The sequence below is a fragment of the Mycolicibacter icosiumassiliensis genome (assembly GCF_900078685.2).
GTDB lineage: Bacteria > Actinomycetota > Actinomycetes > Mycobacteriales > Mycobacteriaceae > Mycobacterium > Mycobacterium icosiumassiliensis.
Genome location: NZ_LT546166.1, coordinates 781,392 through 795,652, shown reverse-complemented (window position 1 = coordinate 795,652; position 14,261 = coordinate 781,392). Strand labels below are relative to the sequence as shown.

Genomic DNA, 14,261 nt, shown 5'->3' with positions numbered 1-14,261 from the left:
AGATTAACCCGCGATCAGGCGGGCTCGCCATAGCCGCCGCCGCCGGGAGTCTCGATCACCAGCACGTCACCGGGTCCGACGCCGGTGGAATCGCAGCCGGCCAACTCGGTCACCGAGCCGTCCGCGCGGTCCACCCGGTTACGTCCCAAGTCTCCGGCGCGGCCGCCGGCCATACCGTAGGGGGCCACACGCCGGTGCCCCGTCAGCACGCTGACGGTCATCGGCTCGCGGAACTCGATCTTGCGCACCCCACCGTCACCGCGCGCCCGGCCCCGCCGCTGCCGCGCCGGATCGCATACTCGCGCAATAACACCGGGAAACGCATCTCCAGCACCTCGGGGTCGGTGAGCCGCGAGTTGGTCATGTGGGTCTGCACCACCGAGGCGCCGTCGAACCCATCGCCCGCGCCCGACCCGCTGCCGAGTGTCTCGTAGTACTGGTGGCCGGCATTGCCGAACGTGACGTTGTTCATCGTCCCGGAGCCTTCGGCCTGCACCCTCAGTGCAGCCAGCAGAGCGCCGGTGATGGCCTGGGAGGTTTCGACGTTTCCGGCGACCACCGCCGCCGGGTAGGCCGGCGACAACAGGGTGCCGTCCGGGATCGTGATCCGCAGCGGCCGCAGGCAGCCGTCATTGATCGGGATGTCCTCTGCCACCAGCGTGCGGAACACGTAGAGCACCGCGGCGGTGGCCACCGACGACGGCGCGTTGAAGTTCGTCGCCAACTGCGGCGACGTTCCGTCGAAGTCGATGGTGGCAGCGCGCGCCGCGCGGTCGACGGTGACCCGCACCGCGATCGTCGCGCCGGAGTCCATCTCATAGCTGTACTCGCCGTCGTCGAGGGAATCGATGACCCGGCGCACCGCTTCCTCGGCGTTGTCCTGGACGTGGCGCATGTAGGCCTGCACGACATCCAGCCCGAAATGGGCGATCATCGACCGGATCTCGTCGATGCCCTTCTGGTTGGCAGCGACCTGCGCACGCAGATCGGCGAGGTTGGTGTCCGGGCTGCGCGAGGCGAACGTCGCCCCGGTGAGCAGCTCGCGGGTCGGTGTCTCACGGAAGTGGCCCTCGTCGACCAGCAACCAGTTGTCGAACAGCACGCCTTCCTCGATCACAGACCGACTGTCAGCGGGCATGGAACCGGGTGTGGTTCCCCCGATTTCGGCATGGTGACCGCGCGAGGCCACAAAAAACAACACCGGGTCGCCTGGGCTCGCGCCTTCGGCGTACACCGGAGTGACGACGGTGATGTCGGGCAGATGGGTCCCACCGTGGTACGGGTCGTTGACCGCATAGACCTGGCCGGGCCGCATCGTCCCGGCCCGGCGGGCGAGCACCTCTTTGACGGTGGCGCCCATCGATCCCAGGTGCACCGGGATATGCGGAGCATTGGCCACCAGATTGCCGTGCGCGTCGAACACCGCGCAGGAAAAGTCCAGCCGCTCACGGATGTTCACCGACTGAGCGGTGGCCTCCAGCCGGGTTCCCATCTGCTCGGCAATGGCCATAAACAGGTTGTTGAAGATCTCCAGCAGCACCGGGTCGGCGGCGGTCCCGGCAGTGGCCGGTGCGGTGGTGGCCAGCCGTTGCAATACCAGTTGACCGTCCGCGGTGAGCTGGGCTTGCCAACCGTTGTCGACGACGGTGGTGGCGTTGTCTTCGGCGATGATGGCCGGCCCGATCACCACGTCGGCGATCGAGTCGCGTTGGAGCAGCGGCGCGTCGTGCCAGGTGCCCCCGGTGTAGAGGCGCACGACTTCGCCGGCATGACGGGTGGGGGCGGCATCGCTTCGCCCGAATAGCTCCGGTTGCTCGGTGAGGCCGGTTGCCTCGACAGAAACCGCCTCGGCGACCAGGGCACGCTCCATCAGGAACGAATACATGCTGCGGTGAATGTCTTCGAACGCCGTCGTCATGGCAGCGACCCCGCCGAGCTCGACCGGGATCGACGTGTCAGTGCCCTGGTAGCGCAGGTGCACCCGGCGCAGCACGTGGATTTGCTCGGACGGAATGTGCTGGGCGGCAAGCTCGGCGCGAGCCTGCCGCTCCAGGTCGTCCGCGACCTGGTCCAACCCGGCGAGGGCGGCCGAATCCAGCTCGGTTTCGACAGCGCGCTCGCGGATCACAGTGGTATCGGCCAATCCGATCCCTAGTGCGGAGAGCACACCCGCCATCGGCGGCACCAACACCGTACGGATGCCGAGCTCGTCGGCGACCGCACACGCGTGCTGACCGCCGGCACCGCCGAAGGTGGTCAGGGCGTAGCGGGTGATGTCGTGACCCCTGGCCACCGAGATCTTCTTGACCGCGTTGGCCATGTTGGCCACGGCGATGCGCAGGAACCCTTCGGCGACCTGCTCGGGGCTGCGGTCATCTCCGGTGGCGGAGCGGATTTCGGCGGCCAGATCGGTGAAGGATCGCCCGACCGTCGCCGCATCCAATGGTTCGTCGCCGCCTGGCCCGAACACGGCGGGGAAATGGGCTGGCTGGATGCGCCCGAGCATGACGTTGGCGTCGGTGACGGTCAATGGTCCACCGCGCCGATAGCAGGCAGGCCCCGGGTCGGCGCCGGCGGAATCCGGGCCCACCCGATACCGGCTGCCGTCGAAGTGCAGGATCGAGCCGCCGCCGGCCGCGACGGTGTGGATGTTCAGCATCGGGGCGCGCAGCCGCACGCCGGCGACCTCGGTGGTGAACACCCGCTCGTACCCGAGGTTGGCGCTGTAATGCGAGACGTCGGTGGAGGTTCCGCCCATATCGAAACCGATCACCGAGTCGAAGCCCGCCAACGCCGACATCCGAACCATCCCGACGATTCCGCCGGCCGGACCGGACAGGATCGCGTCCTTGCCGCGGAAATGATCTGCCGCGGCCAGCCCCCCGTTGGACTGCATAAACATCAGCCGCACGCCGGTGAGTTGGTCGGCCACTTGGGCGACGTAGCGGTGCAATACCGGTGACAGATAGGCGTCGACGACCGCGGTATCGCCGCGGGGGATCAGTTTCGGCAGCGGACTGACCTCACCCGACAACGAGATCTGGGTGAAGCCGATCTCGCGGGCCAGCTCACCGATGAGCTTCTCATGCAACGGATTTCGGTAGCTGTGCAGGCATACCACCGCGCAAGCGCCGATACCGTCGGCGTGGGCGGCCCGCAGCTGCGCGGTCAGGGCCTCCAGATCCGGTGCCTGCAGCACGGTCCCGTCGGCGGCGACACGCTCATCGACCTCGATGGTGCGTTCGTAGAGTTGCTCGGGCAGCACGATGTACCGGTCGAAGATGTGCGGCCGATTCTGGTAGGCGATACGCAGCGCGTCGCCGAAGCCCCGGGTGATGACCAGCAGGGTCCGCTCCCCGGCGCGCTCCAGCAGGGCGTTGGTGGCCACCGTCGTGCCCATCCGCACCGCACCGATCAGCCCGGCCGGAATCGGTGCGTCGCCCTCGATCTGCAGCAGGGCGCGGATTCCGGCCACGGCCGCATCGCGGTACTGCTGCGGGTTCTCCGAGAGAAGTTTGTGTGTGAGCAGCCGCCCGTCGGGATGGCGCGCCACGATGTCGGTGAACGTGCCGCCCCGATCGATCCAGAACTGCCAGGTAGCCGACACGGGTCACATTCTGCCGTCGGGTGCCGGTGGTGGGGAAGCCAGTCCGGGACTGCGCGGCTCGGTGAGCAGGGCGACCGCAAAATCGGCGTAGCTGCGTGCGGTCTCCTCGGGTGTGGCGGGACCGTCGGCGTTGAACCACTGCGGCAGTGACGTGCACATCGTCGTGATGGCGCGTCCCGCGATCCGGCGGTCGAGAACGTCGGCGACCTCGACATCGCTTTCCCGGGCGGCGCGGTCGATGGCGGCGTCCAGGGTGTGCTGCAGCTGATTTCGTGAGTCGGCGATGCGTTGCCGATTCATCGCGGTAAGGCTGCGCATCTCGCTGGCTCCGATGAAGGCCAGCTTTTGGCGGTGGGTGTGGAACAAGGCCAGGGCCTCGACGACCAGCCGCACCTCCTGCAGACCGGTTGCGGCGTCGGCGCGGGCCGCGGCGACCCGCCAGTGCAGTTCGGACATGGTCAGATCGAGTATCGCGACCAGCAGCGTCTGCTTGTCGGGGTAGTGGTGGTAGATCCCGGGCACGCTCATGCCCGCGCGTGCCGAGATGTCGCGCATGGAACTGCCGTGGTAGCCGGTTTCGACAAAAGCATCGATCGCCGCGGCCAAGACGCCGTCCAGGGCCAACGGCGGAAACCGTCGCCAGTCGCGTTGCCCGGGTTCGGCGGCCTCGGCGCGCGCGTGCGTCGGGCGCGTTGCCGCTGCGGGGACGGTGCCCGCCAGGATCTGGGCCGGTGTGACGCCCAGCGCCTCGGCACACTCCTGGAGTCGGGACACCGAGATCCCGGTCTTGCCGTTCTCGATCGCGCTGACGGTGGCCGGGCTGACCCGCAGGCTCTGCGCAAGGTCGCGGACGGTCAGACCCTGGGCCTGACGGGCGGTGCGGATCGCCGTGCCGCACTCCGACGCTCCGGCCACGACTACCTCCGGTCTTGTTCAGGAGTACTGAACTATATAGCACGGAATGGCGCTACCCGTTGCCCGATTTTGACGGCAAATACCCTCTTGTGTCACAGTCCGTAGTGTTCGGGCCGAGCGATCGGTCGGTCATTGCGAAAGTGCTGATGGGGTGTCATGGCGATCGAGTTGAGCTACTCGCCGGAAGTGTCGGCGCTCGTCGAAAAGACGCGGGCGTTCATCGAGGACGTCGTTCTGCCGGTGGAGGACCGCTTCGGCGGGGACATCGCCGCCGCGGGCGGGGACTCCGCGGTGAAAGAACTGCAGGCGAAAGCTCGCCAGGCGGGTGTGTTCGCGCCGCACGCCCCCGTCGAATACGGCGGGCTGGGCTTGAACATGTCCGACCGGGCGCCGGTGTTCGAAGCCGCCGGCTACTCACTGTTCGGCCCGGCCGCGGTGAACATCGCCGCGCCCGACGAGGGCAACGTGCATCTGCTGGCGGAGGTGGCCAGCCCCGAGCAGAAGGCGCGTTACCTCGCGCCGCTGGCGGCCGGCGACGTGCGATCCGCGTTCGCGATGACCGAGCCGGGGCCGGGCGCGGGTTCGGACCCGGCCGCGCTGACCACCACGGCGCAGCGCCGGTCGGGCGAGTGGTACATCACCGGCCGCAAGTGGTACATCACCGGTGCCGACGGCGCCGGGTTCTTCATCGTCATGGCCCGCACCTCCGGGGAACCCGGCCAGCGCGGCGGCGCCACCATGTTCCTGGTCCCCGCCGACGCCGCGGGTCTGACCGTCGGCCGGCACATCCCAACCCTGGACCGGTCCATGGTGGGCGGCCACTGTGAAGTGTTCTTCGACGACGTTCGGGTTCCTGACGAGGCGGTGCTCGGCGAGGTGGACCGCGGTTTCGAATATGCCCAGGTACGCCTCGGGCCGGCACGCATGACCCACGTCATGCGTTGGCTCGGCGCCGCGCGTCGTGGACACGACACCGCACTGTCACACGTTGTGGAGCGTCAGGCATTCGGTTCGGCGCTCGGCGATCTGGGCATGATTCAAAATATGGTGGCCGACAACGAAATCGACATCGCGGCCACCCGAGCGCTGCTGGTACGAGCATGCTGGGAACTGGATCAAGGCAGCAATGCCGGCGATGCGACGTCGATCGCCAAGACGTTCGCCGCCGAGGCGATCTTCCGGATCGTCGACCGCAGCGTGCAGATGTGCGGCGCGCTCGGGGTCACTGAGGACTTGCCCCCGGCGCGGCTGTCCCGGGAGGTGCGTCCGTTCCGGGTGTACGACGGTCCCTCCGAGGTGCACCGCTGGGCCATCGCCAAGCGGCGGGTCGGGGCGGCCCGGCGTGCTCGCAAGGATGCCGCGCAGTGACGGTCGAAGCCCTGGATCCGGTCGCCCTGCGGAAATACCTTGTCGCCAATGACGTTCCGGTTCAGGGTGAACTCACCGTCGAACTGATCGCCGGTGGCCGGTCTAACCTCACCTTCAAGGTCAGCGACGAATCGTCGGCGTGGGTCGTGCGTCGTCCTCCGCTCGGTGGCCTTACCCCGTCGGCGCACGATGTGGGCCGCGAATTCGCGGTTACCGACAAGCTCTACGGCACGGGTGTTCCGATCGCGCGACCGGTGGCGCTCGACGCCGATGGCACGGTCTGCGGTGCACCGTTGACCGTCACGGAGTTTGTCACCGGCCGGGTCTACCGCCATAAGGACGATCTGGACGCTCTGTCCGACGCGGAACTGGCGGCCAATGCCTCGGCGCTGGTGCGGGTTCTGGTGGATCTGCATGCGGTCGACTACCGGGCCGTCGGGCTCGAATCCTTCGGCAGGCCAGAGGGATTCCTGGAACGCCAGGTACGCTTGTGGGCCCGCCAGTGGGAACTGGTCAAGACGCCCGGCAACGATGACGCGCTGTCGGGCGATGTCACGAAGCTGGCCGCCGCACTGGCCGACTCCATCCCGCAGACATCGCAACCCTCGGTGGTGCACGGCGACTTCCGCATCGACAACACCATCTGCGCGCCAGAGCAGGCGGACGTCATCCGGGCGGTTGTGGACTGGGAGCTTTCCACCCTTGGCGACCCGCTCACCGATATCGCCCTGATGTGCGTCTACCGGTCGCCGGCCTTCGACCTGGTGTTCGGCCACCCCGCCGCGTGGACCAGTTCACGCCTGCCCTCGGCCGACGATCTCGCCGAGGAATACGCACGGCTGTCCGGCCGGGACCTCAGCGACTGGAACTTCTACTTGGCGCTGGCGAACTTCAAGATCGGGGTGATCGCCGAAGGAATCACCCACCGAGCCCAGCATGGCGCGAACGACGTGCAGAATGCCGGTGCAGCGGCACAGGCCGCGCCGGAGTTCATTGCCGCGGCGCGAAATGCGTTGAAGTAACCGGAGAAAAATCGAGAAAGGTGAGTCGGGTGAGCGTACTGGACAAGTTCCGGATGGACGGCAAGGTCGCCGTGGTGACTGGGGCGTCCTCGGGCCTCGGCGTGTATTTCGCCCGGGCTTTCGCTGAGGCCGGCGCGGACGTCGTGCTGGCGGCGCGGCGGGTGGCGAAGCTCGAGCAGGCAGCCGATCTGGTGACCGCCGCCGGACGCGCAGCCCTGTCGGTGGCGACCGATGTCGCCGACCCGGCGGCGGCGACCGGAATGGTCGAGGCCGCGATGGAGCGATTCGGTCGGGTCGATGTGTTGATCAACAACGCCGGCATCGGAACGGCCCACCCGGCTACCCGGGAAACCCCGGAGCAGTTCCGGGAGGTGATCGACATCAACCTCAACGGGGCCTACTGGGCGGCGCAGGCCTGCGGACGGGTGATGGAGCCGGGTTCGTCGATCGTCAACATCTCCAGCGTCCTGGGCCTGACCACGGCCGGGTTGCCGCAGGCGGCCTACGCCGCCAGCAAGGCCGGACTGATCGGTCTGACGCGGGACCTGGCTCAGCAATGGGGAAGCCGAAAAGGTATTCGCGTCAACGCGATCGCCCCCGGCTTCTTCGCATCGGAGATGACCGAGCAGTACCGCCCGGGCTACCTGGACAGCGTCGCTCACCGAATCGTGCTGGGCCGAATGGGAGACCCCGAAGACCTCGCAGCCTCGGTCCTGTGGCTTGCCTCGGATGCCGGCGGGTACGTCACCGGGCAGACCATCGCGGTCGACGGCGGCTTCACGATCAACTGAAGCGGCGAGGCCTGGCTACGGCCAAACGGATCCGCGATAGCCTCGGCTGATGTTGCGTCCTGCAAGTTGGACCGAACTAGCGGGTGTAAGTCCCGTCCCGGTAGGCACCGGAGCGCCGGGTAGCAGGCCCCGGTTCGTCGTCGAGAGGCGGCGGGCTGAGCGGGGTGTCAAGAGCCTCTTTGGAGGGAGCAAGTGCGCGGGCCGTAGTGCCATCAGGTGCGAGTCCTGCAGCCTCGTCATAGTCACAATGGAGGAGCCGAGCCGCTCATTTCACGGCGAAGGCCTATGTCTGTCGAGCCCTGGTCCGGGGTCAGCTCGGCGGGTCCTTCCGGGGTACGGGGAGCGGCACGTGCACATAGTTCGGTTGGGAACAGGAGAGGCCCGTCTGCCTGGACTGCGTCGGGCGAAGACCAGGGGTATAAGCCGATGGTGAAATCCTCTGGAGGGCAGCGGGAGTCCGATGGGGTCGTAGTACCGCTGATCGGCGTGAGAGACGCGCCGGGAGGGAAGGGCCCCAACTTTGATCACGCGGGCGAAGTAGGTAAGCGTGAGGGCATGATCGGGGTTTCCCGGTCCAATTACCCCGGCGGGTCCCAGCCCGCCGTAGCCGATGAGCCGTTGGTGGTCTCGCCGGTGAAAGTGCGACAACTGCAACGCGCGCTATGGGCTGCGGCCAAGCAGTCTGAGGGTCGGCGTTTCCACGCCCTGTATGACCGTGTCCACAGGGGTGACGTCTTGTGGGAGGCGTGGGAGCGGGTGCGTAAGAACAAGGGTGCGGCCGGGGTGGATCGTGTCACCTTGGCTGCGGTGGAGGACTACGGTGTGGACCGCATGTTGCGAGAGTTGCGCTGTGACCTTCGCACGGGTCGTTACCGTCCGGCGCCTGCGCGTCGGGTGGAGATCCCGAAACCACAAGGCGGTAAGCGGCCGTTGGGGATTCCCACGGTGCGAGACCGGGTGGCTCAGGCGGCGGCCAAGCTGGTGTTGGAACCGATTTTCGAGGCGGACTTCTTGTCGTGCTCGTATGGGTTTCGGCCGAAGCGGTCGGCGACGATGGCGATGGAACGCTTGCGGACCGGGTTCATTGGGGGCTACCAGTTCGTTGTCGAGTTCGATATCGCCAATTTCTTCGGCGAGATCGACCATGAGCGCTTACTCACCGAGGTGAGCAAGCGGGTCTCGGATCGGCGGGTGCTCAAACTGCTGCGATTGTGGCTGCAAGCAGGAGTGATGGTCGAAGGGGGTGTCGAGCGGACGGTCGCGGGCACCCCGCAGGGTGGGGTGATCTCGCCGCTGTTGGCCAACATCTACCTGCACGTGCTCGACACCGAGTTGGCTGCCCGCGGGCTGGGCGAGTTGGTGCGCTACGCCGATGATGGCGTGGTGTTGTGCCGTAGCGCGGTACAAGCCGAGCATGCGTTGGTGGCGGTGGGAGAAATCCTGGCGTCATTAGGGTTGCGGCTGCATCCGGACAAAACGAAGGTAGTCGACCTGCGCGGCGGTCGTGAGGGTCTGGATTTTCTGGGCTGTCACTTCCGGGCACGCATGTCGGGGCGGCTGTGGGAACAAAAGCGCATCGTGCGCTACTACCTGCACCGCGGGCCCAGTCAAACGGCCATGGCCCGGCTTCGGGCCAAGGTACGTGACCGAACCGGCCGCAACCGGGTCGGGTTCGACATCCGTGACGTGATCGCGGGTCTGAATCCGGTGCTGCGCGGCTGGGGTAACTACTTTCGCACCGGTAATGCCGCCGACAAGTTCGTCCAGGTTGACCGGTACGTGTGGTGGCGACTGTTCCGTTTGATGGTTAAGAAGCGGGGCCGCAACCTGCGTGCGGGGCAGGCTGAACAGTGGACTGAAGAGTGGTTCAACGGGCACGGCCTGCACCGGCTTCGCGGCACCATCCATTACCCGAAGGCAGCGTAACCATGTCAAGAAGATCATCGGTAAGCCGTGTGCGGGAAAACCGCACGCACGGATTGAAAGGGGGATGGGGAAACAGGCTCGCACTGCGAGTACTGCGCCCCTGACTACCAATGGATCCCGAGCCGATCCGGCTGTCCCAGCTGGATTCCGGTGCCACCGCGGTGCTGCGGCTCGTCGCGCATTTCGACGCGCTCGTCGAGGCGAACGCCGACGCCGAGACGGTGATCCGGTCGGCCGAGTCGGTCGCGCAATGCCCGGTGTCCGTGCGATGGGTCTCGGCGACCGAGCCCGAGGTCCGGCTGGAACGCGGGGGCAGCGCGCTGCACCCGCTCGATGAGGTCTTCTCAGACCGGGTGCGTCACGCGCTGCGGCTGGCGGCGGCGCGGGCGGGAGCGACCGTTCGATTGGGTGACCCCGCATTGCTGGAATTGGTGTTGTCCGACAACGAATTACCCGCCGAGCGGGCCCGCGCCATCCGGCTGTTGGGTCTCGACGAGTCCCGCGAGGTCCGGGTACTGGCGGTGTCGGCGGGTTCACCCGCTGAGGCGCTGGGCGTCGTCGTGCACGAACTGGGCGACCAACCGGTCCGCTCGGTCACGATCGGCGCGGACACGGCGCTGCTGTGTTACAGCTCCGAGGACGCCCGGACGCTGTCGGACCGGCTGGATGCGGCGATCATCGCCGCTTTTCCGCCACCGCTGCCGGCGCAGGTGGGCCGCGGGCCGTGGGTCGGGATCGGCGCCAAGACCACGGTGTTCGGGGCGGCGGCATCCTGGCGGCAAGCGCAGCGGGGGCTGCGGTTCGCTTCGTCCACCCATTACGGACGCCGGGCGGTCGCCTACGAACGGCTGAGTGTCCTGGAGTTGCTTGCCGACCTACCGCTGGAGCAGGTGCTGCGCCACCAGGACGTGGCGCGGATCAATGCGATCGCGGCGAAACCGGCCGGCGCGCACGATGTCGACACCACCGAGGCGTTCTGCGTGCTCGGTTCGCTGCGCCGTACGGCTACCCAGTTGCACCTGCACCACAGCACGGTGGCGGCGCGTATCGCCCACGTCGAGTCGGCGATGGGCTGGGATCTGGCCGACCCGATCGATCGCTTCACGGCGACCCTGGTGCTCTTTGTACGCCGAATCGCGCTGTCATCGGCCGAGCTCACCGCCACGGAACCGACAAATGTCGGTCGAAATACCTGATTCAACAGACATATGGCGGATGACGAGTGTTGGCGGTTGCAGTGATGATGATCACCACCTGAACGAAGGAGTGAGAACCGTGACCGTCATCGACCCCAGCCGGACCTGGGCCCCCTTGGAGAAGCGGTTGGCCGAAACCACCAATGAGCGGCACCGGGCCGCGCTCGAAGTGGTGATCGAGCACATGAAGGGCGAGGCGGCACCCGACCTCGACCAGGTGATGGGAACGCTGAGCGCTGAGCCGGACTACCACTTCTGGATGGGCGGTCAGGACGTTGGTCCCAAGACCACCGACGGCGTGCACACCTACTACACGGCCTTCATGGCGACCCGCACCAACGTATTGGAGTTCGAGATCGACCGGCTGGTGGTCGATGACGACTGCGTAGTGACCGAGGGGAACATGAAGCAGCTGTACCCGGGTTCGCAGACCGCCATCCTCGGAATCGAGGTTGACGATCCCGACGCCGACTACTTGGTGGTGTACCGGCAGGTGCTGCTGTGGCCGCTCGATGCCAGCGGCAAGATCGTCGGCGAGGACTCCTACTTCGCCGGCGTGCGCAGCGTGACTCCGGTGGCCCGCGAAGACCTCCCGCAGCAGTACATCGATCTCGTGCACGCGCCCGCGGCGAATGCGTACTGATATCGCCGGGATGCTGCTCGACCGCCTCGGCGACCAGCATCTGGGGCTGCGTACCCGGCAACGGGATTGGACGTGGGACGAGGTGGTGCGCGAGTCCGCCGCGCGTGCCGCGTTGGCGTCGTCGTTACGCCGGGACGGGCCGTTCCACATCGGCGTACTGCTGGACAACGTCGAAGATTTCGTGTTCTGGCTCGGTGCCGGTGCGCTGTCCGGCGGGGTCATCGTCGGGATCAACCCCACCCGCGGCGATGCCGAGATGGCCGCGGAGATCCGCCACGCGGACTGTCAGCTGATCGTCACCGACACCGCCGGGATGAGCCGACTGCGCGGCCTAGGCCACGGCCTGGACCCCGACCGTTTCCTGGTAATCGACGAGCCCGGCTACGCCGCGCTGCTCGACGAGCACCGGATGGAGCCGGCCGCCGCCCCGGGCGTAGGGCCGGAATCGTTGCTGCTGCTGCTGTTCACCTCGGGCACCACCGGTGCCTCCAAGGCGGTCAAGTGCAGCCAGGGCCGGCTGGTCCGGATCGCCGAAATGGCCACCGCCAAATTCGGCCACGTGCGCTCCGACGTCGACTACTGCTGCATGCCGCTGTTTCACGGCAACGCGATCATGGCGCTGTGGGCGCCCGCGCTGGCCAACGGAGCCACGATCTGTCTGACCCCCAAATTCTCGGCGTCGCAGTTCCTGCCCGACGTGCGCTACTTCGGCGCGACGTTCTTCACCTACGTGGGCAAGGCGCTGGGCTACCTGCTGGCCACCACCGAACAGCCCGACGACGCCGATAACGTCCTGGTTCGCGGCTTCGGAACCGAGGCGTCGCCACAGGATCAGGCGGAGTTCCTCCGCCGGTTCGGCGCCGTCCTGCATGAGGGGTACGGCTCCAGCGAAGGCGGCAACGCCGCGATACCCGACCCGGCGGCACCACCTGGCGCGCTGGGCCGTCCGGCGCACGCCGGCATCGCCATCGTCGACCCGCAGACCCGTGCCGAATGCGCCACGGCGATCCTCGACGAACACGGCAGGGTGGCCAACGCCGACGACGCGGTCGGCGAGATCGTCGATAAGACCGGGGCCCGCGACTTCGAGGGCTACTACAAGAACGACGCCGCGGACTCCGACAAGATCCGCGACGGCTGGTACTGGACCGGAGACCTGGGCTACCGCGACGAGGCCGGCTTCCTGTACTTCGCCGGCCGCCGCGGCGACTGGATCCGGGTCGACGGCGAGAACACCTCCGCGCTGACCATCGAACAGGTACTGCGCCGGCATCCGCTGATCATCAGTGCCGGCGTCTACGCGGTGCCCGACCCGCGCTCCGGCGATCAGGTGATGGGTGCTGTCGAGGTCGCCGACCCCGACAGCTTCGACGCGGCGGCCTTCGCCGGGTTTCTGGCCGCTCAGCCCGACCTGGGCCGCAAGGGTTTCCCGCGGTTTCTCCGGGTCTCGGCCGGCCTGCCGGTCACCGGCTCGAACAAGGTACTCAAACGCGAATTACAGGCTAGGCGCTGGCACACCGACGAACCGGTATACCGCTGGGTCGGTCGGGGTACCCCTGAGTACGTCCGCATGACCGACGACGACAAGCGTGCACTGGACGCCGAATTCACGTCCTACGGCCGGCAAAGCTACCTGCGAGGCGAAGGGTAGAGACGATGAGCGACTGCGCGATCCGCGAGCTGGACCACGGCATACCGAAGACCCGCTATGCCCGGGGATGGCACTGCCTGGGGCTGACCGAGACCTTCCGGGACGGTAAACCGCACGGCATCAACGCCTTTGGCACCAAGCTGGTGGTGTTCGCCGACTCCAGCGGCGACGTGCATGTCTTGGATTCGTACTGCCGGCACATGGGTGGCGACCTGTCCCGGGGCACCATCAAGGGTGACACCGTGGCCTGCCCCTTCCACGACTGGCGTTGGCAGGGCTCGACCGGACGGTGCACCACGGTGCCCTACGCCAAACGACCACCGCGGATAGCGCGCACCCGACATTGGCCCACCTGCGAGGTCAACGGTCAACTGTTGATGTGGCACGACCCGGAGGGATCGACGCCACCCGCCGACCTCACCCCGCCGCAGATCGAAGGAATGGACGCCGGCAGGTGGTCGCCGTGGCAGTGGGATTCGGTCCTGATCGAGGGCGCCAACTGCCGAGAGATCATTGACAACGTCGTCGACATGGCGCACTTCTTCTACATCCACCACTCCTACCCGACCTACTTCAAGAACGTCATCGAGGGCACCTGCGCCAGCCAGTACATGGAGAGCAAGGTCCGGCCGGACTCGCCGGGCGCCGACAAACTGTGGGAGGGCACCTACCTGCGCTCCGAGGCGACCTACTTCGGGCCGGCCTACATGATCAACTGGCTGCACAACGACCTCGCGCCCGACTTCACCGCTGAGATCGCGCTGATCAACTGCCACTACCCGGTGACGCAGAACTCCTTCATGCTGCAGTGGGGCGTCGCTGTCCAGCAGATGCCGAACTTGCCGGCGGAGAAGGCCGCCAAACTCGCTGCGGCGATGAGCCGCTCATTCGGAGCCGGGTTCTTGGAGGACGTCGAGATCTGGAAGCACAAGGCGCCCGTGGAGAACCCGTTGCTCACCGAAGAGGACGGTCCGGTGTACCAGCTGCGCCGATGGTACGAGCAGTTCTACGTCGACGCCGCGGCCGTCACCCCGGAGATGACCGACCGATTCGAGGTGGAGGTCGACACCACCCACGCGTTCGGGCACTGGGAGTCCGAAGTCGCCGCGAACCTGGCCGCCGGCATCACCGTGCCCTGATCG

General features: G+C 67.1%; 9 protein-coding genes and 1 pseudogene. 8 read left to right on the top strand and 2 right to left on the bottom strand.

Going from position 1 to position 14,261, the window contains the following annotated elements; all coding sequences use genetic code 11:
* Positions 1-14: 14 nt before the first annotated feature.
* Together BN4346_RS27475 and BN4346_RS27470 are read right to left on the bottom strand one after the other, a co-directional pair.
* A pseudogene (locus BN4346_RS27475) lies at positions 15-3,607 on the bottom strand (hydantoinase B/oxoprolinase family protein).
* A gap of 3 nt (positions 3,608-3,610) precedes the next feature.
* Complete coding sequence (locus BN4346_RS27470; protein ID WP_067968627.1) at positions 3,611-4,522, bottom strand: TetR family transcriptional regulator; 912 nt, start codon at positions 4,520-4,522, stop codon at positions 3,611-3,613.
* Between the two features lie 156 nt (positions 4,523-4,678).
* Between BN4346_RS27470 and BN4346_RS27465 the strand changes: the two genes are divergently transcribed.
* From BN4346_RS27465 to BN4346_RS27430, 8 genes are all read left to right on the top strand, one after another.
* The gene (locus BN4346_RS27465; RefSeq protein WP_067968624.1) at positions 4,679-5,890 is read left to right on the top strand and encodes an acyl-CoA dehydrogenase family protein; all 1,212 of its coding nucleotides are present in this window, start codon (positions 4,679-4,681) and stop codon (positions 5,888-5,890) included.
* Entirely contained in the window at positions 5,887-6,912 is a 1,026-nt protein-coding gene (locus tag BN4346_RS27460) for a phosphotransferase family protein (RefSeq protein WP_067968622.1), read from the top strand. The genes BN4346_RS27465 and BN4346_RS27460 overlap by 4 nt, the downstream gene beginning before the upstream one ends.
* Positions 6,913-6,941: 29 nt before the next feature.
* Positions 6,942-7,703: an SDR family NAD(P)-dependent oxidoreductase gene (locus tag BN4346_RS27455; protein ID WP_067968619.1), complete on the top strand. Its 762-nt coding sequence runs from the start codon at positions 6,942-6,944 to the stop codon at positions 7,701-7,703.
* 555 nt (positions 7,704-8,258) lie between these two features.
* Positions 8,259-9,629, top strand: coding sequence for a group II intron reverse transcriptase/maturase (gene ltrA / locus BN4346_RS27450; protein WP_067968617.1), 1,371 nt, complete (start codon positions 8,259-8,261; stop codon positions 9,627-9,629).
* A gap of 110 nt (positions 9,630-9,739) precedes the next feature.
* Positions 9,740-10,825, top strand: a complete 1,086-nt coding sequence (locus BN4346_RS27445) for a PucR family transcriptional regulator (protein ID WP_067968615.1) — start codon at positions 9,740-9,742, stop codon at positions 10,823-10,825.
* 79 nt (positions 10,826-10,904) lie between these two features.
* Positions 10,905-11,468, top strand: coding sequence for a nuclear transport factor 2 family protein (locus BN4346_RS27440; RefSeq protein WP_096867459.1), 564 nt, complete (start codon positions 10,905-10,907; stop codon positions 11,466-11,468).
* On the top strand, positions 11,458-13,119 hold the full coding sequence (locus BN4346_RS27435) for an AMP-binding protein (RefSeq protein ID WP_067968608.1): 1,662 nt from the start codon (positions 11,458-11,460) through the stop codon (positions 13,117-13,119). Before BN4346_RS27440 ends, BN4346_RS27435 begins: the two co-directional genes overlap by 11 nt.
* A gap of 5 nt (positions 13,120-13,124) precedes the next feature.
* Entirely contained in the window at positions 13,125-14,258 is a 1,134-nt protein-coding gene (locus BN4346_RS27430; protein WP_067968606.1) for a Rieske 2Fe-2S domain-containing protein, read from the top strand.
* Positions 14,259-14,261 lie beyond the last annotated feature (3 nt).